The 23,177-nt window shown below is 68.2% G+C and carries 22 protein-coding genes; 4 read left to right on the top strand and 18 right to left on the bottom strand.

What is annotated here, in order from left to right; translation table 11 throughout:
- Positions 1-284, bottom strand: a 284-nt coding sequence (locus B3E43_RS05800; RefSeq protein ID WP_292027483.1) for an alanine--tRNA ligase-related protein, incomplete at its 3' end; no start/stop codon positions are given.
- Positions 285-448: 164 nt separating this feature from the next.
- Between B3E43_RS05800 and B3E43_RS05805 the strand changes: the two genes are divergently transcribed.
- Positions 449-796: a thiol-disulfide oxidoreductase DCC family protein gene (locus B3E43_RS05805; protein ID WP_292027485.1), complete on the top strand. Its 348-nt coding sequence runs from the start codon at positions 449-451 to the stop codon at positions 794-796.
- A gap of 153 nt (positions 797-949) precedes the next feature.
- On the opposite strand, the gene recA is transcribed toward B3E43_RS05805, so the two are convergent.
- From recA to B3E43_RS05840, 7 genes are all read right to left on the bottom strand, one after another.
- Positions 950-2,032: a recombinase RecA gene (gene recA / locus B3E43_RS05810; protein ID WP_292027488.1), complete on the bottom strand. Its 1,083-nt coding sequence runs from the start codon at positions 2,030-2,032 to the stop codon at positions 950-952.
- A gap of 355 nt (positions 2,033-2,387) precedes the next feature.
- Positions 2,388-3,143: a universal stress protein gene (locus B3E43_RS05815; protein WP_292027490.1), complete on the bottom strand. Its 756-nt coding sequence runs from the start codon at positions 3,141-3,143 to the stop codon at positions 2,388-2,390.
- A 438-nt stretch (positions 3,144-3,581) separates the two neighbouring features.
- Positions 3,582-4,178, bottom strand: coding sequence for a carbonic anhydrase (locus tag B3E43_RS05820; RefSeq protein ID WP_292027492.1), 597 nt, complete (start codon positions 4,176-4,178; stop codon positions 3,582-3,584).
- Complete coding sequence (locus tag B3E43_RS05825) at positions 4,175-5,161, bottom strand: TerC family protein (RefSeq protein ID WP_292027494.1); 987 nt, start codon at positions 5,159-5,161, stop codon at positions 4,175-4,177. Before B3E43_RS05825 ends, B3E43_RS05820 begins: the two co-directional genes overlap by 4 nt.
- Positions 5,162-5,372: 211 nt before the next feature.
- On the bottom strand, positions 5,373-5,843 hold the full coding sequence (locus B3E43_RS05830) for a TerB family tellurite resistance protein (protein ID WP_292027496.1): 471 nt from the start codon (positions 5,841-5,843) through the stop codon (positions 5,373-5,375).
- 99 nt (positions 5,844-5,942) lie between these two features.
- Positions 5,943-6,128 carry a YdcH family protein gene (locus B3E43_RS05835; protein ID WP_292027498.1) on the bottom strand — a complete coding sequence of 62 codons (186 nt, stop codon included), beginning with the start codon at positions 6,126-6,128 and terminating at the stop codon, positions 5,943-5,945.
- 209 nt (positions 6,129-6,337) lie between these two features.
- Positions 6,338-7,207 carry a LysR substrate-binding domain-containing protein gene (locus B3E43_RS05840; protein ID WP_292027500.1) on the bottom strand — a complete coding sequence of 290 codons (870 nt, stop codon included), beginning with the start codon at positions 7,205-7,207 and terminating at the stop codon, positions 6,338-6,340.
- A gap of 97 nt (positions 7,208-7,304) precedes the next feature.
- On the opposite strand from B3E43_RS05840, the gene B3E43_RS05845 reads away from it, so the two are divergent.
- Positions 7,305-8,279 carry a sodium-dependent bicarbonate transport family permease gene (locus B3E43_RS05845; RefSeq protein ID WP_292027502.1) on the top strand — a complete coding sequence of 325 codons (975 nt, stop codon included), beginning with the start codon at positions 7,305-7,307 and terminating at the stop codon, positions 8,277-8,279.
- A 114-nt stretch (positions 8,280-8,393) separates the two neighbouring features.
- The gene (locus B3E43_RS05850; protein WP_292027504.1) at positions 8,394-9,941 is read left to right on the top strand and encodes a bifunctional GNAT family N-acetyltransferase/carbon-nitrogen hydrolase family protein; all 1,548 of its coding nucleotides are present in this window, start codon (positions 8,394-8,396) and stop codon (positions 9,939-9,941) included.
- A gap of 237 nt (positions 9,942-10,178) precedes the next feature.
- Here B3E43_RS05850 and B3E43_RS05855 read toward each other — a convergent pair whose 3' ends face one another.
- The 5 genes from B3E43_RS05855 to chpT form a co-directional block, all read right to left on the bottom strand.
- A complete protein-coding gene (locus B3E43_RS05855; protein ID WP_292027507.1) occupies positions 10,179-10,628 on the bottom strand; it encodes a MaoC family dehydratase in 450 nt (149 codons plus the stop codon).
- Positions 10,629-10,630: 2 nt separating this feature from the next.
- Positions 10,631-12,505 carry a M20/M25/M40 family metallo-hydrolase gene (locus B3E43_RS05860; RefSeq protein WP_292027509.1) on the bottom strand — a complete coding sequence of 625 codons (1,875 nt, stop codon included), beginning with the start codon at positions 12,503-12,505 and terminating at the stop codon, positions 10,631-10,633.
- Positions 12,506-13,409: 904 nt separating this feature from the next.
- On the bottom strand, positions 13,410-14,225 hold the full coding sequence (locus B3E43_RS05865; RefSeq protein ID WP_292027510.1) for a CheR family methyltransferase: 816 nt from the start codon (positions 14,223-14,225) through the stop codon (positions 13,410-13,412).
- A 4-nt stretch (positions 14,226-14,229) separates the two neighbouring features.
- Entirely contained in the window at positions 14,230-14,601 is a 372-nt protein-coding gene (locus B3E43_RS05870; protein ID WP_292027512.1) for a response regulator, read from the bottom strand.
- 100 nt (positions 14,602-14,701) lie between these two features.
- Positions 14,702-15,376, bottom strand: coding sequence for a histidine phosphotransferase ChpT (chpT, locus tag B3E43_RS05875; protein WP_292027514.1), 675 nt, complete (start codon positions 15,374-15,376; stop codon positions 14,702-14,704).
- Between the two features lie 89 nt (positions 15,377-15,465).
- On the opposite strand from chpT, the gene cysQ reads away from it, so the two are divergent.
- On the top strand, positions 15,466-16,251 hold the full coding sequence (cysQ, locus tag B3E43_RS05880; RefSeq protein ID WP_292027516.1) for a 3'(2'),5'-bisphosphate nucleotidase CysQ: 786 nt from the start codon (positions 15,466-15,468) through the stop codon (positions 16,249-16,251).
- On the opposite strand, the gene B3E43_RS05885 is transcribed toward cysQ, so the two are convergent.
- From B3E43_RS05885 to B3E43_RS05905, 5 genes are all read right to left on the bottom strand, one after another.
- Positions 16,248-17,489 (bottom strand): hypothetical protein, encoded by a 1,242-nt coding sequence (locus B3E43_RS05885; protein WP_292027518.1) that lies wholly within the window; start codon positions 17,487-17,489, stop codon positions 16,248-16,250. The genes cysQ and B3E43_RS05885 overlap by 4 nt on opposite strands.
- A gap of 135 nt (positions 17,490-17,624) precedes the next feature.
- The gene (locus tag B3E43_RS05890) at positions 17,625-19,256 is read right to left on the bottom strand and encodes a peptide chain release factor 3 (protein ID WP_292027519.1); all 1,632 of its coding nucleotides are present in this window, start codon (positions 19,254-19,256) and stop codon (positions 17,625-17,627) included.
- Positions 19,257-19,302: 46 nt separating this feature from the next.
- Positions 19,303-20,904 carry a DUF1570 domain-containing protein gene (locus B3E43_RS05895; RefSeq protein ID WP_292027521.1) on the bottom strand — a complete coding sequence of 534 codons (1,602 nt, stop codon included), beginning with the start codon at positions 20,902-20,904 and terminating at the stop codon, positions 19,303-19,305.
- A 139-nt stretch (positions 20,905-21,043) separates the two neighbouring features.
- Complete coding sequence (locus B3E43_RS05900; RefSeq protein ID WP_292027523.1) at positions 21,044-22,576, bottom strand: hypothetical protein; 1,533 nt, start codon at positions 22,574-22,576, stop codon at positions 21,044-21,046.
- Between the two features lie 74 nt (positions 22,577-22,650).
- The gene (locus B3E43_RS05905) at positions 22,651-23,031 is read right to left on the bottom strand and encodes a hypothetical protein (protein ID WP_292027526.1); all 381 of its coding nucleotides are present in this window, start codon (positions 23,029-23,031) and stop codon (positions 22,651-22,653) included.
- Positions 23,032-23,177 lie beyond the last annotated feature (146 nt).

Consider the following 23,177-nt stretch of genomic DNA (forward strand, 5'->3'; position numbering starts at 1 on the left):
TGGCCGAGCATCTCGAAGAAGGTGTGGTGCCGCGCCGGGTAGCCGACGTTCTCGAGGTCATTGTGCTTGCCGCCGGCGCGGACGCACTTCTGCGAGCTGGCCGCGCGCGGCGCGGCCGGGGTCTCGGCGCCGGTGAAGACGTTCTTGAACGGCACCATGCCGGCGTTGACGAACAGCAGGGTCGGGTCGTTCTGCGGCACCAGCGGAGCGGAATGGACCTTCTCGTGCCCGTCGGCGGCGAAATAGTCGAGGAAGGTCGAGCGGATCTGTTTGAGGCTGGACATGGCGGTGCGCGTTCGGTCGAGGGGAGAAACGGGGAAGGGGCGTCATATAGGGGTTTCAGCCCCAATGCATCACCTGCCCGTGATCGCGGAGGACCGGGCGGCCGTGGGCGGACAGATCGCCGCACGGACGGGCGTCGCGCGCCGCCGGGGTGTAGGGTGTCGACATGTCCGCGCTTGAAGTCTGGTTTGACGGCGACTGCCCCCTGTGCCGGCGCGAGATCGCCGTGATGCGCAGGCTCGACCGGCGCGGCGCCATCCTCTTTACCGATGTGGCGAACGGGCAGGGGAGTTGCCCGATTGACCGGGCCGAACTGCTGGCCCGGTTCCATGCGCGGGAGGACGGGGCGATGCTCTCGGGGGCGGCCGCCTTTGCCGCCATGTGGCGCGCCATCCCCCTGTTGCGACCCCTGGGTCTGGCAGCGCGAAACCGGACGGTGCTGGGGTTGCTGGAGCGGGCCTATGTCGCCTTCCTGCGGGTGCGCCCGGCCCTCACGCGCGCGCTTCGCCGATAAAAAAGGGCCGCCCGGTCCGGGTGGAGACCGGACGGCCCGCTCCGTCCGGCCCGGCCCCGCGGGGGTCGGAGGCGGGTCGCGGGACCCGGCCGGAGAAGGTCTGGATTCAGAAAAACACCGTCCGAACCGTTCACACCGTTCACAGCGGTCGGATCAGCCCTCGAGGTCCTGGCCCTCATCTGGCTCGGGCGTGCCCAGAAGCTCCTCGGCGATCTTGTTCGTCGAGGCGCGCACGGCCTTTTCGATCGAGTCGGCGATGTCCGGATTGGCCTTGAGGAAGGCGCGCACATTCTCCCGGCCCTGGCCGATCCGCTGGCTGTCGTAGGAGAACCAGCTGCCGGATTTCTCGACGATGCCGGCCTTGACGCCCAGGTCGATGATCTCGCCCAGTTTGGAGATGCCCTCGCCGTACATGATGTCGAAGATGACCTCGCGGAACGGCGGGGCGACCTTGTTCTTGACGACCTTGACCCGGGTGGTGTTGCCGACGACCTCGTCGCGGTCCTTGATCGCGCCGGTGCGGCGGATGTCGAGGCGGACCGAGGCGTAGAATTTCAGCGCATTGCCGCCCGTCGTCGTCTCCGGCGAGCCGTACATGACGCCGATCTTGTGGCGGATCTGGTTGATGAACAGGACGATGCACTGCGACTTGTTGATCGAGGCGGTCAGCTTGCGCAGCGCCTGGCTCATCAGGCGGGCCTGCAGGCCGGGCAGGCTGTCGCCCATCTCGCCCTCGATCTCGGCGCGCGGCGTCAGGGCGGCGACGGAGTCGACCACCACGATGTCCACGGCGCCCGACCGCACCAGGGTGTCGACGATCTCGAGCGCCTGTTCGCCCGTGTCGGGCTGGGACACCAGCAGGTCGTCGAGGTTGACGCCCAGCTTCTGGGCGTAGCCCGGATCCAGCGCGTGTTCAGCGTCGACGAAGGCGGCGGTGCCGCCGGCCTTCTGGATCTCGGCCACGGTGTGCAGGGCCAGGGTGGTCTTGCCCGAGCTTTCCGGCCCGAACACCTCGATCACCCGGCCGCGCGGCAGGCCGCCGATTCCCAGCGCCATGTCGAGGCCCAGCGAGCCGGTCGAGACCGAGGGAATGGCTTCGGTCACGCCGTTCTTGCCGAGCTTCATGACCGAGCCCTTGCCGAAGGCGCGATCGATCTGGGCGATCGCCGCCTCCAGGGCCCGCTGTTTGTCGCCGTCGTCCCGCGTCACCAATTTCAGATTCGCCTGAGCTGCCACCTTGCCACTCTCCCTTGCCATGATTCCCGTTGGGTACTCTGGAGGAGAGGCCCGCCTTCGGTCCGATGACCGTGACCCACTCCCTTTGTGAGCGGCACTATGTGCATGGTTTGTTCTGGTTGCCAATATGTTCTTTTCGCCCGGCGCTGCACGGCAGCGGGACGTACGTCCGATTTTGACGCAGGCGGTCCTCGGGGGCGGCAGATGAACTGCATGCCGTGACATACGGCCCTGAACTGTGGACCCGGTGCGTCTGCCCTGGGCCCCGACATTAGAGGTTTGCTCGCCGACAGCCGTCCGGGTTGGGTGCGAGGATTGTGGTAGTGGCGCGGCCCCTTCAGGAGATAGAGGGGACCTAGTGTGATAGCAGCAGAGGCACCTTCGGGTTGCGCAGCATATGCTCCGTCGCCCCGCCCAGAATGAACTCTCGTGCCCGCGATCGGCCATAGGCCCCCATGACGAGAAGGTCCTGGCGGTGCGCGGCGAGAAACTCCTCCAGAACCATACCTATGCGTCGCCCGCCCGCGTCGACCTCTTCGACAACGGCGTTGACGCCGTGCGCCGCGAGATGACGCGCCACCTCCGTCCCCACGCCGGAGTGAGCGGAAGGCTTCTCGTTGGTCACAGTGAGCACCCGAACCTCGCGGGCCGTCTGCATGACAGGCAGGGCATCTGCCATCGCGCGCGCCGCCGTTCGGCTGTGATCCCAGGCAAGCACGATCGTGCCAAGGCCGCCGACAGGCAGGTCCGCGACGCCGGGGCGGAAGGTCAGGACCGGACGACCGGACCCGAAAACAACGGCCTCGACGACGGAGCGCTGACCGTCGAACTGATCGACGACCGGCACGATACAGAGATCCCGCGTGCGCGACCGCTCAGCGACATACGCCCCGACCGCGTAGAGGTCCGCCTTGCCGTGAATAACCTCGCCCAGGACGCCGGCCACCTCGGCCCTGGAGGCGAAAGCCTCGAGCGCCATCTCGCAGAACCGGCGGCTCTTCTGCTCCTCTTCCAGGGCCATTTGGCTGAGACCGATCAGGTAGTCGGCCAGCCGGTTCTTGGGCGCCTGAATATCGACCTCTACGGCGAGCGCAGACAGCACGCCGCCCACCGCGGCTGCGAACCGCACCGCCTGATCAAACGCCTCTGCTGGCGTCGCTTCCGGATAGGTGTCGATCTGAAGGAGAAGATCGCGCATCGCCGTTGTTGATCCTCACGACAGGAGAGTTGGGCGCCACACAGGGCGACGCATGACTTTATTCTGGCTCAGCCGACCCGTTGGCGACGCTCGACGCCGCTGCGGTTGATCCAGAGCGGGCCGTCCGCTCGCCATGGCGCCTCTCCTCTTTCGAAGGGGTGCGCTCTTTGCCGGGGCTTGGGGATCCTGGATAGACTTGGCCCCGGCATCGAGCGCACCCGATGCGGTCCGACATCACGATCACAGAGATCGTCAGAGGGGCCCGGCCCGCCTGGTGAAAGTGAATGTGCTGCTCGGCGCTGCCCAATGATATGTGCTCATACGGTCGATAATCATCGCCAATGGACCCGGCTAGCCGGGCGTCAGTTCGCCCGAAGCGATGCTGAACTTCCAGGCCGTCAGGGAGAGATGACCGGACCTTTCCGCGTCCCGTATCCACGGAAACGTCCTCAGGTTGGTCTGGGACAAACGCAGCACGGCGTCCTCGATCGCCGCCTCGAACGCCTCGCCGGAGCCCTGCTCGGGCATGGGCCACATGACCGGCTCGGCGATGTCCACCCACGGCCCCAGGAAGTCGGGGGCGTTTCGCAGGGGGCCATGGATCATCGCGTGAATGCCGTCGCAGCGCGCATGTCCGAGCAGGACGATGCGTCGGACCTTGAGGATCTTCACCGCATATTCGAGGGCCGCGCTGGTCCCGTGACAGCCCCCGTCGGGCGCATACTCCGGGACCAGGCCCGCCACATTGCGGATGACGAACAATTCGCCCGGCTCGGCGTCGAAGATCGTCTGCGGATCGACCCGGGCGTCGGAACAGGCGATCACGGCGGTGGTCGGCTGTTGGCGCCGTCGGGCGAGTTGGGCATAGCGCTGCGCCTGGCCCGGCCAGACCGAGGCGCGGAAGCGCCGGTAGCCCTGCACCAAGGGATCGTCGGGGTCCGGCTTCATGGCGCGGCCGCGCCCGGCGGGGCCGAACGGGTCCGCCACATCGACCAGAGAATGCCGGTCGCGAGGATCGCAAAAGTGATCCCGAGCGAGAGCTCGGCGGGAAACTTGGCCCAGCCCAGCAGGTCGGAGATGAAGATTTTCGAGCCGATGAAGATCAGGAGAACCGCGAGCGCATATTTGAGATAGGCGAAGCGCGGCAGGATGGCCGCCAGCGCGAAATACAGCGCCCTGAGTCCCAGGATGGCGAAGATGTTCGAGGTGTAGATGATGTAGGGATCGGTCGTGATCGCGAAGATAGCCGGGACTGAATCGACCGCGAAGATCACATCGGCCACCTCGATCAGAACCAGGGCGAGGAAGACCGGCGTCGCGAAGGTCGCGATCCGCCCCGTCTTTGGATGGGGCAACCGTACGAAGAAACGTTCGCCGTGCAGCTGTTCGGTGACCCGCAGCCGCCGCTTGAGAAACCGGAGCAGCGGATTGGCGGCAAGGTCATGCGTCTTGCCGGACATGGCGATCATCTTGATCCCGGTCGCCACGAGGAACAGGGCGAAGATGTAGAGCACCCAGGGGAACTCCGACACCAGGGCCGCGCCGCCGGCGATCATGACAGCCCGCAGAACGATGACGCCCAGGATGCCCCAGAACAGGACCCGGTGCTGGTAGAGCCTCGGAATGGCGAAGTAGGTGAAGATCATCGCGATGACGAAGATGTTGTCGATCGCCAGGGACTTCTCGACCACGAAGCCGGTGAGGTATTCGATCCCCGCCTGCTGGCCGAGACTGAACCAGACCCACCCGCCGAAGCCGAGGCCGAGGGTCAGATAGCCGAGCGACATCAGCAGGCTCTCACGCACGCCGATCTCGCGGTGCTTCTTGTGCAGGACGCCGAGGTCGAGCGCGAGAAGGACGACGACGAGCGTCAGAAAGGTCGCCCACATCCAAACCGGCTTGGTCAGGACGTCCTGGGTCAAAAAATCCATCAAGTCAGGGTTCCAGTTTGGTCCGGCGATCAGACGCGGATGTCAAAGGTGTGCCGGGTGGGACGGCGGGCGGCCGTGTCGTCGATGATCGCGCCCGGGGACTCGACGGGGCGGCCTGTCGGCGAACTCTGATGGGCGGCCACCCGGCATGTCGTCTGCGTGTGCCGGACCGCCACGCCCTGGGCGACCGGCAGGGGAACCGGACTGATCCTCATTGCCGCTCTTCCTCGCCGGAGATCAGGTCATAGCGCGAGGGATCGAGGTCCAGCAGCCGGCAGAGGCGCAGAATGGTTTGGCGCTCCTCGGCGTCGAAGCCGCCGTCCGCCTCCGCGACCGAACAGGCCGTATCGATCAGCAGGTGCGAAGGCCCCGATTGACCCCGGAGAGCCGCGACCGCCGCTTCCGCCGCAGCCTCACCGTCCTCGAGGTCGAGATCAAACCGCCTGTTCAGGGCCTCAAAGCCGAGCGTCACCTCGTGCAACCCGAAGAAGCGAATGCTGGGGGACTGACTCATCCGGTCGATCATCCGCTTGCGTTCCTGGGCGGTGACCCAGCCGTCGGCCTGGGCGACGAGCGCGCAGGCGGCGACGACCGCATCCATCTGGGCGACGTCGCCCATGGTCCAGACGTCATGAGGATCGACCGGGCGGCGTTGCCGCCGGACGGGGTTCGTTGCGGGCATCGGAGCTCCCTTCGTCTCGCCGGCCAGGCGGCGATCACGGGTTGGCTTTGTTGAGGGATCTGGGGCCACGGGCAGCGCGCGCCGCCGGGTTGGTCGACGTCAGCGCGACGTCGACCGGCCTTGACGGTCGTTGAAGGCGACGAGCCGGTCCCTGATCGCGAGCTTCTTCTTCTTGATGCTCGCAACGGCCCGGTCGTCCGGCTGCGGCCGCGTGCGTTCGTCCCTCAGCGCCATCTCCAGCAGGGCGTGAAATCCCCGCAACCGGCGCGCCAACACGATAGACATCGAGCCTCTCCTTCTCTCAAGGGGAGCGCTCGACGGCGAGACCGTCAGTTCGAGGGGACAAACAAGCCGGACCCGTCATCGAGCGCACCCGATGCGGTCCGACATCACGATCACAGTGATCGTCAGAGGGGCCCGGGCCGCCGAGTCAAACTGCCTGCGACGGGGGCCGCCCGCCAATCAGAAGTGATGATGCGGCCTATAAGCGCCCGTCATGCCGGGATGGGACCGCGTTCCAGCGCCCGCAAGACCTCCTGCGCAAGGAGGCCCGCCGGCCCACCGGCGGCCCGGCTGGAAACCAGGGCGATCTCGCTGTCGGCAAGCATCGGCAGCGGCCGCTCCAGCACCGCAAGGTCGCGGGGGGCCATGGCCGCGGGAAGCACGCCGACGCCAAGGCCTGCGCGGAGGGCCGCCATCTGACCGGCGAGACTGGGCGAGGTGAAGGCCGCGCGAAAGGCGATGCCCGCGTCCGCGAGCGCGCCCAGGGCCCGCTTTCGATAGATGTCGGGGGCAGGGGCGATGATCAGCGGCAAGGGCGACGCCTCGATGATCGAGGCGTCGAGCGCCACCCAGACCAGAGGCTCGGTCCAGACCCGCACGCCCAGTTCGGGGCCGACCGGCTCCCGTTTGATCAGCGCCAGATCAAGCATGCCGCGCGACATCTGGTCGAGCAGGTTGGCGGTGTAGTCGCAGGTCACCGACAGCTTGATGCGGGGATGGCTGCGCGCGAACGCCCCGAGGATCCCGGGCAGATGCATCGTCGCAATGTCCTCCGGCGCGCCGAACCGGACCTCTCCCTCGAGGTCCCCGTCCCCCAGTGTCGAGAGGATTTCATCGTTCAGCCGCAACAGTCGGCGGGCCTGCGGCAGCAGCGCCGCGCCCTCGGTCGTCAGGCCGAAGCCCTTGCCGCCCCGATCGAACAACGGCGACCGCAACTGATCCTCGAGCCGGCGGATCTGCAGGCTGACGGCCGGCTGGGTCCGGCCGAGCATGGCCGCCGTGCGGGTGAAACTGCCTGTCTCGACGACCGTCACGAAGGCCCGCAACAGGTCGATGTCCAGATTGACCAGCCGATCGGCCATGCCATTAGCGTCCGTTATAGCCTGCATCACGCCAATAAACTGGATGCCCGCGCCGGTCGAGTTCACTCGGACCGACCTTCAGCGGACCGGTTGACGCATGCCTGACATTTCCACCAGCCTGGCGCTTCTGACGTCGCCGGCCATCCTGTTCTTCTTCGTCGGCGCGGCGGCCGCCTTCGCCCGCTCGGACCTGGCCATTCCCGAGCCGGTCGCCAAGGGTCTGTCGCTCTATCTGATGCTCTGCATCGGCTTCAAGGGCGGGGTGGAGGCGCGCGCGGCGGGCTTCAACGGGGATTTCCTGGCGGCGGGGGCGATCGGCATCGCACTCAGCGCCCTGATGCCGCTGATCGCCTTCGTCATCCTGAAGCGCGTCCGCAGGCTCGACCGTCCGACCCTCTGCGCGCTGGCGGCGACCTACGGCTCCGTTTCGGTCGTGACCTTCGCCGCCGGACAGCAGCACCTCGCCGCCATCGGTCTGGCGTCGGGAGGGTATATGGCCGCCGTCCTCGCCCTGATGGAGACCCCCGCCATCCTGACGGCCCTTGTTCTGCTGAACGGCGCGGGTCGTGGCGAACCGGGGCGCCGGAGGACGATCCTGAAGGAGGTGTTTGTCGGCGCGGCGTCGGTGATGCTGCTGGGCAGCTTCCTGGTCGGCCTGATCTCCGGCGAGGCCGGCATGACCCGGCTGGACCTGTTTGTCGGGCCACTGTTCCAGGGCGCCCTGTGCTTCTTCCTGCTCGACATCGGCCTGACCGCCGCCCGGCGGTTGATGGAAGGGGGGCGCAAGTTGACGCCGGGCGTGATCGGATTCGCCCTCGGCTTTCCCCTGCTCTCGGCAGGCGTTGCGCTGGGGCTGGCCCAGCTTGCCGGGCTGGACGCCGGCAACGCGGCGCTTCTGACCATTCTGGCGGGCTCGGCGTCCTACATCGCCGTTCCCGCGGCCATGCGGCTGGCGGCCCCCGAAGCGGACGCCGGCGTTTTCGTGACGGCGTCGCTGGCGATAACCTTCCCGTTCAACCTGACCCTCGGGATCGCTCTCTACACGGCTGCGGCGGTCTGGCTGTCCACATGAGATGCAAACTGGAGCGGTGTTCCACGGGGTGTCGCCGAAGAACGACGAACCGCGGCTCGCGGTGTGCGGACCAGAAGGGATTGATCCCCAAGCTTCGCCATGCGTTCAGGGCGGATGACAAAACCTTCCAAGCCCGCCGTCCTGTCCATCCGCAACGCCAGACTGGCGGATGTGAACGCCATCTCCGCCCTTGTGGCCAAGGTCTACAAGGACATGCCGGCCTATACGCCGGGGATGCTGCGCGGCCAGATCGCCGCCTTCCCCGACGGCCAGTTCGTGGTCGAATATGCCGATGAGATCGTCGGCTACGCCGCCGGCTTCCGCATCGACGAGAAGACGGCCATGTCGCCGCACACCTGGACCCAGATCACCGGCGGCGGCTATGCGGCGCGGCACGATCCGGTCGGGGACTGGTTCTACGGCATGGAGGTGTGTGTCGATCCCGACCGGCGGCGGCTGCGCATCGGCCAGCGGCTGTATGACGCCCGGCGCGACCTGTGCGAGGCCGAGAACCTGCGCGGCATCGTTTTCGGGGGGCGGATGCCCGGCCTGGCGCGGCGCAAGGCGGCCTATCCGGACGCGCGCGAATATCTGGATGCGGTGACGGCAAGGAAGCTGAACGATCCGGTGATCGGCTTCCACATGCGCGGCGGGTTCGAGCCGATCGGGGTGCTGGAGAACTATCTCATCTCGGACACGGCCTCGATGGGCCATGCGGCGCACATGGTCTGGCGCAATCCCTATTACACCGAGACTCACGGCCGGGGCGCGGCCTTTGCGGTCAAGGAGACGGTGCGGGTGGCGACGGTGCAGTTGCAGGCCCGCAAGGTCGCCAGCTTCGAGGAGTTCATCTCCAACATCGAATATTTCGTCGACGTGACCTCGGACTATCGCTCGGATTTCGTGGTGTTTCCGGAGCTGTTCACGCTTCAGCTGCTGTCGCTGGAGTCCAAGAAGCTGACGCCGGTCGAGTCTATCGAGGCCCTGACCCGCTACACGCCGCGCTTCGTCGAGGCGATGCGCAAGATGGCGGTCGAGTACAATATCAACATCATCGGCGGCTCCCACCCGACCCAGACCGAGGACGGGGACATCCAGAACGTCGCCTATGTCTTCCTGCGCGACGGCTCGGTGCACGAGCAGGAGAAGATCCACCCGACGCCGAACGAGCGCCACTGGTGGAACATCAAGGGCGGCGACCGGGTGCACGCCATCCCCACCGACTGCGGCCCGATCGGGGTGCTGATCTGCTATGACTCCGAGTTCCCGGAACTGGCGCGGCGGCTGGTCGACGAGGGGGCGCGGCTGCTGTTCGTGCCGTTCTGCACCGACAACCGGCAGGGCTATCTGCGGGTCCGCTACTGCTCGCAGGCGCGGGCCATCGAGAACCAGTGCTACGTCATCCTGTCCGGCAATGTCGGCAATCTGCCGAACGTCGAGAACATGGACATCCAGTACGCCCAGTCCTGCATCCTGACGCCGTGCGACTTCCCGTTCGCGCGGGACGGGGTGGCGGCCGAGGCGTCGGAGAACGTCGAGACGGTGACGGTGGCGGACCTGGACCTGTCCGACCTGGCCTGGGCCAAGTCGCAGGGGACGGTGCGGAACCTGCGGGACCGGCGGTTTGACCTGTACAAGACGGTGTGGACCGACGGGGGCTGAGTCCCTTGCGCCGGGCAGAGCTGGTTCATCACGAAGGGCACGAAGGAGTTCACAAAGGACACGAAGGGACCTGCGGGGAGGACACAACCGGGCTCGCCTTCGAGAACTGAATGCGGCGAAGCCGCGATCTGATAACGAGGAGACCACCGCCGTTCGACGTGACCTCGCTCCCTTCGTGTCCTTCGTGCCTTGCCTTCGTGTCCTTCGTGATGAACCTCCCGGCCGCGCGGCGAGCCCCTACGCCGGCCGGCGCCACGCCACGATGCGGACGGTGGAAATCTGGACCGCCTCACCGTGCTGGTTCCGTGTCGTGCTGCGGGTGCGGATCATGCCGCGGTTGGGGCGAGACCGGGACGGCAGGATCTCCAGCACCTCGACGGTGAGAGTCAGGGCGTCGCCCGGCCGGGTCGGGCGCGGCCAGGTGGTCTCGCCACCGGCTCCGACCAGGCCGCCGACCAGCGGGAAGCACTGGACCATCATCCGCATGGTCAGGGCGGCGGTATGCCAGCCGCTGGCGGCGAGGCCCTCGAACAGGGTCTCGCGGGCGGCGTCCTCGTCGAGGTGAAAGGGCTGGGGGTCGAATTCGGCGGCGAAGGCCTTGATCGCCTCGGTAGTGATCGTGACGGGGGCGCTGACGAAGGTCTGACCGACGTGGAGGTCCTCGAGCCAGAGGGATGGGGCGGTCATGGTCAGGCCGTGGTCGCCGAGACCATCGGTTCCAGAACCTGGGCCGCGACCGACAGGCCGGTGCCGAGGATCAGGGCGGCCGCCGCCGCGATCAGAAGGGGCCGGGACAGACCCTGCTCCGTGCTGAGCGGCCGCACCAGCATCAGCACCAGCAGTCCGAGCAGGACCAGGACGCCGGGCATGTCCATGCCGACGCCGAGGAAGACGCCGTGGGCCTGCGCCATGATCCATCCGCCGCCCAGCACGGCGGCGACGGCGACCGGGGCGAGGGAGCCGGGGCGGGTCAGGCCGGGGTCGAGGACGGCGGCGAGGGCGGCGGCGACCGCCGCCAGCAGTCCGGTCCAGACGAACAGGAAGGCGGCCTCGGGCGCGAGGGTCTGGGCTGCAGTGGCGAAGATCAGGATCAGGCCGATCAGGCCCGTCCAGCCGCCCCAGGTCGAGCGGGCGGCGAGGCCGGGGAAGAGCGACAGTCCGACAGCGATGACGGCGGCGCCGATGACGATCGTGTTCAGTCCGCCGAGGACCAGGGCGACGACGGCCGCGACGGCGATTACGCCCCCGACGATGCGACGGTCGAGCCGTGTGCGTCCGCCGAACAGGGCCAGCGCCACGGCCAGCACGGTCAGGGCCGCGCCGGCCTCCATCCACGGCAGCCGGGCCAGCAGGGTGTAGTAGGCGTCGGCGCTCTCGGCGCGGCCTGACAAGGGACCGGCCAGAAGGCGCACAAGCTGGGTCAGGACGAGGCCTGTCGACAGGAACCACAGACCGTCGACGGCGCCTCGCCCGGCGTCGGCGAAGGTCAGGCCGGCATGGGACCGCGCGCGCCAGACAGCGACGCCGAGGCCGAGGAAGGCGAGGCCCAGCAGGCCCCATCCCATGACCGGCGCATGGCCAACGACGACCCGGCCGAACAGGTCTGCGTAGACGATATTGGCGGTGGCGGCGGGCAGGGCGGGCGCGCGCAAGAGCGCGTCGGCCGTCTCGAGCGCCTGCGAGCCAATATGCTGGACGCTGCCCTGATCGAGCGCGTCGGGCGTCGAGACGGGGGCGTGATACTGCTCCGGGCGGCCGATGAAGGCGAGATTGACGCCCTGGACGCCGCGGTCCTTGGGAATGGTGAAGTCGGTGCCGTTGGGCATGGCCTCATAGACGAACACCGCCAGAGAATTGGACGAGACACCGCCGGTCGCGCGCGCGCCGGCGCGGGCGAACAGGGCGATGGTTTCGGCATTGCCGCGGCCGGTCTCGAACATCATGGCCCGGCCGCCGCCGCCGCGCGCCTCCAGATTGACCACGGCGCCGATGCGGTCGCGTAAAGGGTGGCCGCCCCAGAAGGCGCGGGCGCCGTCGAGATTGAGTTCCTCGCCGTCGGTCAGGATGACCACCAGCGTCCGGTCGGCCGGGCCGCGGGCGCGGATGGCGCGCACGGCCTCAAGGATGGCCGCGACCCCGGCGCTGTCGTCGGCTGCGCCGGCGGAGTCCGGCACGGTGTCATAGTGGGCCATCAGGGCGACGGCGGGCAGGCGGGGGTCGCGCCCGGGCAGGACGCCGATGAGGTTGGTCAGTTCGACTCCCGTGGCGGAGCCGCCTTCACGCTCGAGCCGCCGCACGGCCGCCGGCGACAGGGCGCCGGTCTGGGTGGAGGTCTGCAGGCCGAGCGCCGCCATCCGCTGCAGCAGCACGGCCCCGACCCGGGCATGGTCGGCCGAGCCGACGGGGTGCGGCCTCTGCGCGATCTCGCGGACATCGACCATGGCCCGTTCCGCTGAGAAGGCCGTGGCCGGGGCGTCGGCCCCGGCGGGCGCGGGGACCTGCAAGGTCAGCACCGCGATCAGCAGCGCGAGCGCCAACGACCCGACCAGCCAGAGCAACCGCATGTGTCATCCTCCCCGATGAAGCGGCAGGCTAGCGGGCGTTGACGCTCACGTCATCCTCGGCCGCAGCGTTTCGGCCGGAGGTGTGCGGCGCGGGTGCGGGCGGCGCCGGGCGCGCTGCCGCCGGCTCTGGCTGGGAGTTCAAATGAGCCTTGCAGAATTCCGGGTCTCGAGCGACCCAGGCGCGCGGATCGTAGTCGACAACCGCCGAGGCATGGTTCCGACAGTTGTGCCCTCGCGAAGTGACGCCGGGGCAGCGATGACGGCCCTCCGCGGCGCGCCATGCTGCGAGTTGCTCCAGAGTGACCTGAAAGAATGCCGCTAGCGCGACGTCAGCGTCACCTTCGGCCTGCACGATCTCATTAAGGCCGCCCCAGACGCGGGCGACCCGCGCAGGGAACGGAAGTTCGGATTTTCTGGCTCTCACGCGTCTTGTGTCCCCGCAGGGTCGCTGCATCGGAGTCCGGCGATCTGCTCCTGAAAGGCGGCGCGAGCCTTGCGCAGGGTCGTGAACCTGTCTGGTTCGCTCTCACCGGCCCGGGCGAGCAGATAGCGCGACACAGACAGCCCACGCGGCATCGCGTGCCGGACTTCGATCAGCCGCGTTACCGTCGCGGCATCGAGGACGATCTTCCTTGGCGCCATGGAGGTTGGTCAGCGGCCCGGCTAGAGCCGGACGCGCCGCCCCTTTGCGAACCACGCCATGAACAGGCGATAGATCCAGCCACGCCCCTGGCGCGGTTGCTCTGTCCGGGCCGTTCGACCCCGGCCCTTGTAGCGACGCACAATCAATCAGGCCTCCCCAGGCGGTTCCTGCGTATAAACCGCGAAACCTCTGGTTCGTTGCTGTGTCGACAATCGTACGTAGAGTTGAGCGCAGCGCCGTTGCGAACAGCGGGCTCGCGCCTCAGGCCACCCGTCTCAGCGCCGTCGGGGATTTGACGAAAAGACCCTTGCGGCCGGCGACGGGGCGGAAGGCGATGCTGTCGCCCTCAGGCTGCTCGTCGGGACCGAGGAACAGGCAGCCGTCATCGACCAGCCGTCGTTCGAGGTTGTCGAACATCTCGCCGCGCCGGGCCGGGTCGGCGTCGCCGAGGACGTGGCGGCAGAAGATGATGTCGAACCGGTGGGCGTCGGTCGGGGCGTCGATGAGGTTGGCGCGGGCGAAATGGACCATGGCGCGCAGCTCGGCATTGGCGATCCAGGCGTCTTCGGCCTGGTCGAAATGGCGCAGCATGGTCTCGGCCTTGAGGCCGCGCTGGATTTCGAAGCCGGTGTAGGCGCCCGAACGGGCCTTCTCCAGCGCACGCTGCGACAGGTCGGTGGCGACGATCTCGACGGCGACGCCGGCTTCCCGGGCGGCGATGGCCAGGGACCAGGCCTCCTGGCCGGTCGAACAGCCGGCGGACCAGATCTTGACCGGCTGGCCGCCGCGGGCCTTGCCGAGGGCGGGCAGAAGTTCCTTGCCGAAGGTGTCGAAGCTGACGCGGTCGCGCCGGAACCAGGTCTCGGGATTCAGCAGGGCTTCGATCACGGCCCAGCCCAGGCTGGCGACGGGCTTGGCCCACAGCGAACCCAGCATGGCATCGACGGTCTCGAACCCCTCGCGCCGGGCGACCGGCCCCAGCCGGTGCTCGGCCAGTTTCATCCGGTCGCGCGTCAGCCGAAAGCCCGCGCGCGAGACCATCAGTGACTGCAGGCGATCGAAGTCGTCGGGGCTCATGGGGTCAGACGGCCCCCACTTCAGCGAATTTCGAGGTCAGGATCTCGCCGTCGAACGGCTTCATCACATAGTCGTCGGCGCCGGCCGACAGGGCTTCGGCGATACGTTCGGCGCGGGTCTCGATGGTACAGAACAGCACCTTGGGCGCCAGGCCGCCGGGCAGGGCGCGCAGACGGCGCAGGAAGGTCATGCCGTCCATGACCGGCATCGACCAGTCGAGCAGGATGACCTCCGGGATCACCCCGCCGCAGAAGGCAAGGGCTTCGGAGCCGTCCGCCGCCTCATCGACCTCGAAGCCGAGCCCTTCGACGATACGGCGGGCGACCTTCCGGATGATCCGGCTGTCGTCGACGATCAGACAGGTTCTGGGGGTCAAGGTCAGGGTTCCAAATCAGAGGCGCACAACGCCCGCGTGTACATGAGCCCTATCATCGGCCTGAGCCGGTTAATGACTCCTTGGGAAACCGGCTTAAGCGTCAGTTAGGCATGTGGGCGGTCAGCACGACGCGCCCCTCCTCGGCCTGCACATCCAGCGACCCGCCGGCATCATGGGCAGTCAGCCAGAGCCAGTAGGGCTGGATCCATTGGCCGGGCAGGCCCTCGGTCAGCGGCTGACCCGCCAGTCCGGCCACGGCCTCGCCTTTCAGGCGGGCGCGCGCGCCCTCGGCGCGGCCCTCGATGATCAGACCGGCGCCGTCGGTTCGCGTCACAATGGTCGCCACGCCGCCGGACGGCAGGGCGGCCATGGTCAGCCAGGCCAGGTTCACCAGCGCCCGCGACTGGGCCTTGGAATAACTCGTGTCCGCGACAGACCATTCCAGCGTGGCCCGTCCGCCCTCGGTCAGGCCGGAGACCAGTTCGCCCAGCTCGGCGCCCGAAAACCGCTCGGACGAGGTCGCGGCGCCGAAGGCCACGCGGGCGAAGGCGACCAGGGCCACCATCTTCTTCGCACTGGCCTCGATCAGTCCCATGGCGTCGTCGCGCATGTCCTGGGCGGTGGGGTCTTTCAGCAGGTCGAGGCCCGAACTGATCGCGCCGGCCGGGCTGATGAAGTCGTGGCACAGCTTGCCGGCGATCAGGGCGGCCAAAGCCTGGCCATCAGGAAGCGCCTGGCCGTCGGGAAGGGGTGAGGCGGGTGCTGTGTCGGTCATCGGGCCTTGCGCGCAACAGTCGGAAACTGGCCGGACGCTGACCTGATTTGCCGGTTCGCGAAACCGGTCCGATGCTCTAATCGGGCGGCATGAGTAAACGACTGATCGCCGACCTCGCGTCCGGCGCACTGAGCGAGGCCCTGGCCGACCTCGCAGAGGACGCCGCGCGGGTCATCCTGCCTTGGTGGCGCAACGGGGTCGTGGCCGAGACCAAGGCCGATGACAGCCCCGTGACCCGCGCCGATCAGGAGGCCGAGGCCCTGATCCTGACGCGGCTGGCGACCCTGTATCCCGGGATCCAGACCGTAGCCGAGGAGGCTGTCGCCGCCGACGGCGCGCCGGCTTCGGCCAATGACTGGTTCTGGCTGATCGACCCGCTGGACGGCACCCGCGGCTTCGTCGAGGGGCGGGAAGCCTTCACCGTCAACATCGCGCTGATTCACAAGGGATCGCCGGTCGCCGGGGTGGTGACGGCGCCCGCGACCGCCACGACATGGCGCAGCGGGGCGCCGGGCGCCGGCGCGTTTCGCCGCCGGTTCGGCGAGGTGTGGCAGGCCATCAAGGTGCGCAACCGGCCCGCCTCGCCCCTGGCGGTGATGAGCCACTCCATGAACGACGTCGAGGCCGAACGGCTGGCCTCGCGCCACGGTTGCGTCCAGTGGCAGGGCATGGATTCGTCGCTGAAATTCTGCCTGATCGCCGAGGGCCGGTTCGACGCCTATCCGCGCACCGGCCCGACCTCGGAATGGGACACAGCGGCAGGGCAGGCGGTGCTGGAAGCCGCCGGCGGCCGCGTCATGGCCGAAGACGGCCAGCCGTTGCGCTACGGCAAGCCGGGATTCGGCAACGGCGGGTTCGTGGCGTTGGGCGGCTAGGCCGCGGCCGCCCGCACCTGCAGCAGCGCCGCGCGCTGAACCAGAGCCGGAGCGCCCCATTCGCGGGCGGTCTCGATGGCCTCGGCCAGCATCATGCCGACGGCGCGGGGTTCGGTCGTCGTCAGGCGCGCCTTGGCCAGGGCCAGATGCGCCATGCCGATCTGGTCGGCGACCCATTCCAGCGGCTGGGCGCCGGCGGAAGCGGCCAGACCGCGCCGGACGACCGCCTCGAGCCCGGTCAGGCTCTCGACATCGCCCATGGCCTCGGCGAGGGCCGTCTCGGCCGCCAGCCGCCGTTCGCGGGCGAGCGCGCCGAGGATCAGGCCCGGTTCACGGGTCAGGGCTTCGGCCTGGATCAACCGCGCCAGAGGCGTGTCGGCGTCACCGGGGGCGAGCTGCACGGCCACCCAGTCCAGGGGGCTGTGGTCGGGCGTGAACTGGTCGGCGGCGGCGGCGAACAGGGCCTGGCCCTGGGCGGTGGCGGCCTCGTCCTTCGCCAGCCGGGCCAGCGCCATCAGGCCTGCGCCGGCGAGGGCGAGGGCGCGGGCCCGGGTCAGGGGCCGGTAGTCCGGCGAGGCAGATTCGACCAGGACCCGCAGGTCGCGCCCGGCCTGATCCAGCAGTCGTCCGTCGCGCCGCGCCACACCGGCTTCCAGCCCCAGCGCCGCGCGGTCCAGTCTCAGGTCATCGCCGATCGTCGCCGGCAGGGCTCTGGCCCCGTGCAGGGCCGCATCCAGCAGGGCGGCCGCGTCCAGCATGGCCGCCGGCTCGCCGGACAGCCGCGCCCGTCGCGCCGTCAGCCGGGCGTGCAGCGCTGCGGCGGCGGAACGCGTCGCGGGACGGTCGGCCGTCAGCGCCTGCACATCCGCCAGCGCCGCCGTCAGCTTTTCAGGGCCGCCGAACAGGTCGAACCGCAACAGGTGAATCTCGCCGGACTCAATCGCCGCGGCCGCGGTCTGGTCGGGGGTGGTTGTGTGGCGCGCGGCGTCCGAAGCGGCCCCCGCCGCCCTGTCCAGGCTGGTCCGGCTGCCGGTGCGTCGGGCGTGTTCGCGCCAGAGGGCCGAGGCCCGCATCCAGCTGTCAAAGGGGTGGGCGCAGGACACGCGCCCGGCTTCGGTGCAAAGCGACTGTGCCTCGGTCGCGACCAGGTCCGCCCCGACCAGCTCCAGCCAGCCGAGATCCTCGCTCTCGCGCGCCTTTTCGAACAGCTTTCTCAAGTCCCGGCCAAATTCGAACATGGGGGCTGGCGCTCCGGTCGTCCCGCTTCGGGACCAATACGCGTCCCTTGGGTGATGACTAGCAAACGCGACGCCGCGGCGGAGGTTCGGTATGCGGTTCACGTTCGACCCGGCATAGCCGGACAAGAGTGCCGCCTACCCCCGCTCCTTCGTCTTCGTGAAGGCGACCAGCGGGAAACGCTCCATCACATAGCCGGTCTCCCAGCTGGACTTGGCGAGGAAGACCGGGTCGTCGTCGATGTCGCGGGCCATCTGGCCGCGGTATTTGGCCATGAAGTCCTCGAGGTCCGCCTTGGTCCCGCCGATCCAGCGGGCCTCGGCCCAGGGCGACGGCTCGAAGATGACCTCCAGCCCGTATTCCTCGCCCAGGCGGTCGGCCATGACCTCGAACTGCAGCTGGCCGACGGCGCCGACGATGAAGTCACTGCCCATCTCGGGCCGGAACAGCTGGGTCACGCCCTCCTCGGCCAGGCCGTCCAGCGCCTTCTTCAGGTGTTTGGCCTTGAGCGGATCCTTGACGCGTACGCGCTGGAGGATTTCCGGCGCGAAATTCGGCAGGCCGGCGAAGCGGATCAGGCCGCTCTCGGACAGGCTGTCGCCGACGCGCAGGACGCCGTGGTTGGGGATGCCAATGACGTCGCCGGCGTAGGCGTCCTCGGCCAGTTCGCGGTCGCTGGCGAAGAACATGATCGGCGCGTTGACGCTCAGCTGTTTGCCGGTGTTCTGGACCTTCAGCTTCATGCCGCGCTGAAATTTGCCGGAGGCCATGCGGAACATGGCGATGCGGTCGCGGTGGTTGGGGTCCATGTTCGCCTGGACCTTGAAGACGAAGCCGGTGACCTCGGCCGCGCCGGGTTCGACGGTGGTCGCGACCGGCTCGGCGGCGTTGCGGGTTCCGGCGGGGGCGGCCTTGTGCGCCTTCATCACCTTGGGCGGCGGGGCCCATTCGCCGATGGCGGCCAGCAGTTCGTCGATGCCGAAATGGCGAAGGGCCGAGCCCCACAGCACCGGCGTCATATGGCCCTCGAGGAAGGACTGGCGGTCGAAGGCCGGATAGCCGCCCTCGACCAGTTCCTGCGCCTCCAGCAGCGCCTCGTGCTCGCCGGCCTCGAAATACTGCGCCGCCTCGGCCAGCGGCAGGGCGTCGGGGTGAGGCACGTCCTCGGCCGAACCGGCGGGCTTGCGGGCGTAGGGCTGGAAGCGGCCCGTGCCCATCTCGACCATGCCGCGCAGGCGGTTGCCGCTCTGGGCCGGCCACCAGATGGGGGCGGGGTCCAGCTGCAGCCGGCTGGCGATCTCGTCCAGCAGGGCCATCGGGTCCTGGGCCTCGCGGTCCAGCTTGTTGATGAAGGTGATGATCGGGATGTCGCGCAGGCGGCAGACCTCGAACAGCTTCAGCGTCTGCGGCTCGATGCCCTTGGCGGCGTCCAGCACCATGATGGCGCAGTCGGCGGCGGTCAGGGTCCGATAGGTGTCTTCCGAGAAATCCTCGTGCCCGGGGGTGTCGAGCAGGTTGAACATCTTGCCGTCGTGCTCGAAGGTCATGACCGAGGCGGAGACAGAGATGCCGCGCTCCTTCTCGATCTTCATCCAGTCGGACTGGGTGCGCCGGTTCTCGCCGCGCGCGCGCACGGCGCCGGCCGCGCGGATGGCACCGCCGGCCAGCAGGATGTGCTCGGTCAGGGTGGTCTTGCCCGCGTCCGGGTGGGCGATGATGGCGAAGGTCCTGCGGCGCAGGGCCTCCTGTTCGAGAGGAAGTTTCGACATGTTCATTCCGTGCGGCCGCGCGAGTTAGCGCGGACGCCGCCGAAAGTCACCCGCCGACGGACAACCCCTGGGCCACGGGCTCCGGGTCGACGTCCGCAACGGCTCCGGTCGCTGACGCGATGGCGGCGAGCATGGATCGGGCGCGGACGCGGTCGGCGCCGGGGTGGGGCGCGTTGGCGACCGGATCGAGCATCGTCTTCGCCTCACTCCAAAGAGACCTGGCCATATAGGCCTCGGCCAGCCTGAGCCGGTTCTCGTCGGCTTGTGGGGCGAGGGCGGTGGCGACCTCCAGGGTCGATATGTCGTTGGCGGTGGGATAGGCGGACTGCCCGCGCCGCGTGTCGTTCAGGCCGAGATAGATGCGGAAGTCCAGCGGCCTGTGTTCCATGGCCTGGCCCAGATAGGACATGGCGAGGCGTCGCCGGGACGGGGCGCTTTCGGAGTCCGGCTCCGCCCTGACCTGGTCCATCAGGAGCGCGGCGGCGATGCGCAGTGCGTCCGCGTCCGTGGACGTGTCCGACAGGAGCGGTTCCAGCGCCGCCAGACCCGCCGCCGGGTCGCCGTTCAACCGATGCGCCCGGGCGGCGACCAGCATGGCCATGCGTTGGCCCGGCCGCCGCGCCGCCGCGGCGAGGGCCTCGGTGATCAGTTCAGCGCGATATCGGGCCGCGTCGCGGGCCATCTCGGCCCTTACCCCCTCCGAGCGCGGATCATCGGGGTCGTTGTCGGTCGGGACGACCAGGGGGGTGTCGTCCAGACGAAGGTCATACCAGACCAGGGCGCCTTCATCCGCGGCCAGGGTCGAAATCGCGACCTCGGGCATGGGTATCTCGATCTGCGGCGTGAAATAGGTGATGCGCCCCCGAAAGTAGCGGCGAAAGTCGTTCTGGAGTTCGATCGAGGTGCGCCCGGTCGCCGTCTCCATCGCCACGACCGGGTCCGCTCCCCGTATCACCGCGTTGAGATACTGGCTCAACATCCTCTGCCGTTCGGGCGCGCTCATCAGATAGTGGGTGAGCGCCCATGACTGGGCGTAGTAGTCGAACACGCGGGCTCGCCCGGATCGACTGATCCGCCATTGCAGCACGTCGGCCAGGGGCGCCCATTCGTTGGTCCCCAGCTGCGTGAACAGCATCATTCGCCCCGGATCTTCCCGTCCAACCTCGATCTTTTCCGGTTCCAGGACGACGGTGGAATAGTATTCGGCGAAGCCCTCCACGAACCAGGACGGATAGGCTTCGGCCGACATCTGGAACATGAAATGGTGGGCGTACTCGTGGAACAGGGTGCTCAGCGCCTCCGGGTTCGAGATGTTGGTCACCGTGTAGATGCGACCCGCGTCGGCGGAGTAGAAGCCGGCGATGTTCTCCGAACCGCCCGGAAGAATGCGGCGCATGTCGCGCGCCCCGTCCGCCAGATAGATTTCCAGCTTCGGAATCTGGACGTCGCTCTCAATCGGATAATAGGTCCGCAGAAGCGCGTCGAAACGTTCGATCTTGGTGGCGTAGGTGCGCAGGACGCGCTCGGAGACGTCGCCGTAGATGATGAAGTGCTCGGTCTCCGCCTTGCGCCACTCCGCGCGGGCCGGTCCGGCGACGAAGACGGCTGCGGCCATGACGACGGCGGCCAGAAGCTTTATGACGTTCATGGCCCGGCCTCCCCAAACTGCGTGGCGACCGCAGGGTCGGACAACCTGTGCGGGACGTCAATCCTGTCGAGCCCGGACCTCCACATCGTGCCCGGCGCGACGGTGGTGCAACTGGTGTTTGACCCTGCTGGTCCAGGCCTCACGGCGACTCGTCCTCGTCGGCGTCTTCTTCCTCCGACACGGACTCCGCGGCGGCCTCCTCGGCGCGGGCCTGTTCCTCGGTCAGTCCGCGGGCGCGGTCGAGGATCGCCTGGGCGGCTTCCGCAGCCGCGCCGCCATGTGGGCTGTTGGCGAGCGGCTCGATAATCCGGATCGCATCCTCGCGGCGACCCGCGGCGAGATAGGTTTCCGCCATCTCGGCTCGCGCCCGTGGGAGTTGCGGCGCCAGTTGGAGAACCAGTTCGCGCGTTACGATGTCGTTGTCATTGGGGTAGCCGGGCGCGCCCTGCCGTGACTGGGCCAGCAACATGAAGGTACGGTAGTTGGCGTCGTCGAGACGGAATGCCCGCGCCAGCAGGGTGCGTGCTTCTGTCCGCAAGGCGGCCGCCCGCTCCTCGTCCTCAGCGGCGCGTTCGAGCAGGGACGTCGCGAGATATTGAAGGCCGACCACATGGTCCGGGTGGGCCGCGATCAGCCGCCGAAGGACCGCCTCTCCGGCGTCGCGGTCACCGAGATGAATTTCAGCATGGCCCAGAGCGACCATTGCATCCGGATCGTCGGCATGTCGGGCAGCCAGGCGACGGACCTCCCGCAGGGTGGCTTCGCTGTGTTCGGTCGGAACACCGGTCAGGCGCAGATTCATGAGGAGGAAGTCATTGGCCGAGGCCGGCAGGGGCGTTACCGCAACCTCGGCCCGGGGAAAGTTGTTGGCGATCTCGAAATACGGAATCGCGCTCATGTAACGGCGCAGGGTCTGGCGCAGCTGGGCGTTGGAAATGCCGGTCGCGCGCGGCATCGCCTCGATGGGGTCGCCTCCAGCGCCGACGTCTTGCAGATAGGCGTTCAGCTGGACCCGGCGTTCGTCGTTGCCCATGAACCAGTGGGTGAGCAGCCAGGCCAGCGGATAGTAGGTTTCGTTGTTGCGCCGAGCCTGCCCTGATCGCTTGGCCAGCAGGTCGTTCATCGGGAGCCAGCTGGATCCCCGGAGCCAGGAGCCCCGGATATCGTTGTATTTTCCGACCTGAATCCGGTCGTCCCGGATGTCGACGGTCATGAAGTATTCGGCGAAGCCTTCGACAAACCATGCCGGGTAGGTCGAGGCGAAATTCTGCATCATGAAGTGGTGGGCGTACTCGTGCAGAAGCACGTCGTCGCCCATGCCGCCGCGCAAGGCGACGGCGAAGATGTCTTCGTCCCGCGCCGCATAGAATCCGGCGACGTTCTCCCCGGCGTTCGGGTTCACACGCCGTAATCCTCGAGGGTCGACCAGGTAGATCGGCAGCTTGCGGGGCGGCGCGACCGTCGCGTCCAGCCCCATCAGGGTGCGCAACACCCGGTCGAAGGTCTCGAGCTTCCGCGTGAAGGTGATCAGTTCACGAGCGTTGCCGTCGCCATAGACGATGAAACGCTCGCTCTCGGCCTTCAGCCATTCGGCCCTCGCGGGTGTGGCGGAGAGGAGCGTCAGGGCGAGGAGGGCCGTCCCGAACCAGCGGCCGATGTCGGATAGTCTCATGGCTGCACACTCCCCCGGACCAGCCGGCTCACCCTAACCGGGCGGCGGGGCACTGTCCAAGGTTGTGAGCGCCGTCAGGCGGCCATGCGCATCCAGACCGCGCGGTCGGCGGCGAGGGCGTTGAGCTGGCCCCTGGCGGCGCGGGCCTTCAGCTGGCGCATGATGGCGTCGGGCAGGGCGCAGAACTGCGGCTCGACTAGGGTCGGATCGCAGCCCGCGGCAGGGGCGGCGAACAGGGCTGCGTTCACTTCCGGGGACCGGTCGTGGATCAGCCAGGCCAGACGGCGCGCGCGCTGCGGGTCATTGAGGTGCATCAGCGGGTCCTCGGCAAACAGTTCGCAACCGAGTTCCAGTACATAGTCGAGCTCGAGGCTCTCAAAGCGGCGCGCGTCGCCGGGCGTGACCGGGCTGGCCTCGTCCAGATCGAACACCACGTCGTTGAGAAGAAACAGCATCGACAACACCCACCATCGCTCCGGGCTCATTGCGGCCCGTTGAAGCTGACCATAGGCGGCTCCGCTTGAGGTTCCGTGTGCGAACGCAGTTAAGGATTTCGCACTGGGCTGAGTGGCTGGTGACCAGTGGTTAGTGGTTGGCCGCC

The sequence above is a fragment of the Brevundimonas sp. UBA2416 genome (assembly GCF_002343105.1).
In the GTDB taxonomy this organism is placed as follows: Bacteria; Pseudomonadota; Alphaproteobacteria; order Caulobacterales; family Caulobacteraceae; genus Brevundimonas.

Bases quoted from the DNA above. Each gene is read 5' to 3' on its own strand.
- B3E43_RS05820 (WP_292027492.1), bottom strand. From the start codon at position 4,178: ATGAAGCCGGACCCCGACGATCCCTTGGTGCAGGGCTACCGGCGCTTC.
- B3E43_RS05865 (WP_292027510.1), bottom strand. From the start codon at position 14,225: ATGAGCCCCGACGACTTCGATCGCCTGCAGTCACTGATGGTCTCGCGC.
- B3E43_RS05840 (WP_292027500.1), bottom strand. From the start codon at position 7,207: ATGGCCGATCGGCTGGTCAATCTGGACATCGACCTGTTGCGGGCCTTC.
- B3E43_RS05890 (WP_292027519.1), bottom strand. From the start codon at position 19,256: ATGTCGAAACTTCCTCTCGAACAGGAGGCCCTGCGCCGCAGGACCTTC.
- B3E43_RS05905 (WP_292027526.1), bottom strand. From the start codon at position 23,031: ATGCTGTTTCTTCTCAACGACGTGGTGTTCGATCTGGACGAGGCCAGC.
- chpT (WP_292027514.1), bottom strand. From the start codon at position 15,376: ATGACCGACACAGCACCCGCCTCACCCCTTCCCGACGGCCAGGCGCTT.
- B3E43_RS05805 (WP_292027485.1), top strand. From the start codon at position 449: ATGTCCGCGCTTGAAGTCTGGTTTGACGGCGACTGCCCCCTGTGCCGG.
- B3E43_RS05895 (WP_292027521.1), bottom strand. From the start codon at position 20,904: ATGAACGTCATAAAGCTTCTGGCCGCCGTCGTCATGGCCGCAGCCGTC.
- B3E43_RS05860 (WP_292027509.1), bottom strand. From the start codon at position 12,505: ATGCGGTTGCTCTGGCTGGTCGGGTCGTTGGCGCTCGCGCTGCTGATC.
- B3E43_RS05850 (WP_292027504.1), top strand. From the start codon at position 8,394: ATGACAAAACCTTCCAAGCCCGCCGTCCTGTCCATCCGCAACGCCAGA.
- B3E43_RS05845 (WP_292027502.1), top strand. From the start codon at position 7,305: ATGCCTGACATTTCCACCAGCCTGGCGCTTCTGACGTCGCCGGCCATC.
- B3E43_RS05900 (WP_292027523.1), bottom strand. From the start codon at position 22,576: ATGAGACTATCCGACATCGGCCGCTGGTTCGGGACGGCCCTCCTCGCC.
- B3E43_RS05885 (WP_292027518.1), bottom strand. From the start codon at position 17,489: ATGTTCGAATTTGGCCGGGACTTGAGAAAGCTGTTCGAAAAGGCGCGC.
- cysQ (WP_292027516.1), top strand. From the start codon at position 15,466: ATGAGTAAACGACTGATCGCCGACCTCGCGTCCGGCGCACTGAGCGAG.
- B3E43_RS05855 (WP_292027507.1), bottom strand. From the start codon at position 10,628: ATGACCGCCCCATCCCTCTGGCTCGAGGACCTCCACGTCGGTCAGACC.
- B3E43_RS05830 (WP_292027496.1), bottom strand. From the start codon at position 5,843: ATGCCCGCAACGAACCCCGTCCGGCGGCAACGCCGCCCGGTCGATCCT.
- B3E43_RS05825 (WP_292027494.1), bottom strand. From the start codon at position 5,161: ATGGATTTTTTGACCCAGGACGTCCTGACCAAGCCGGTTTGGATGTGG.
- B3E43_RS05835 (WP_292027498.1), bottom strand. From the start codon at position 6,128: ATGTCTATCGTGTTGGCGCGCCGGTTGCGGGGATTTCACGCCCTGCTG.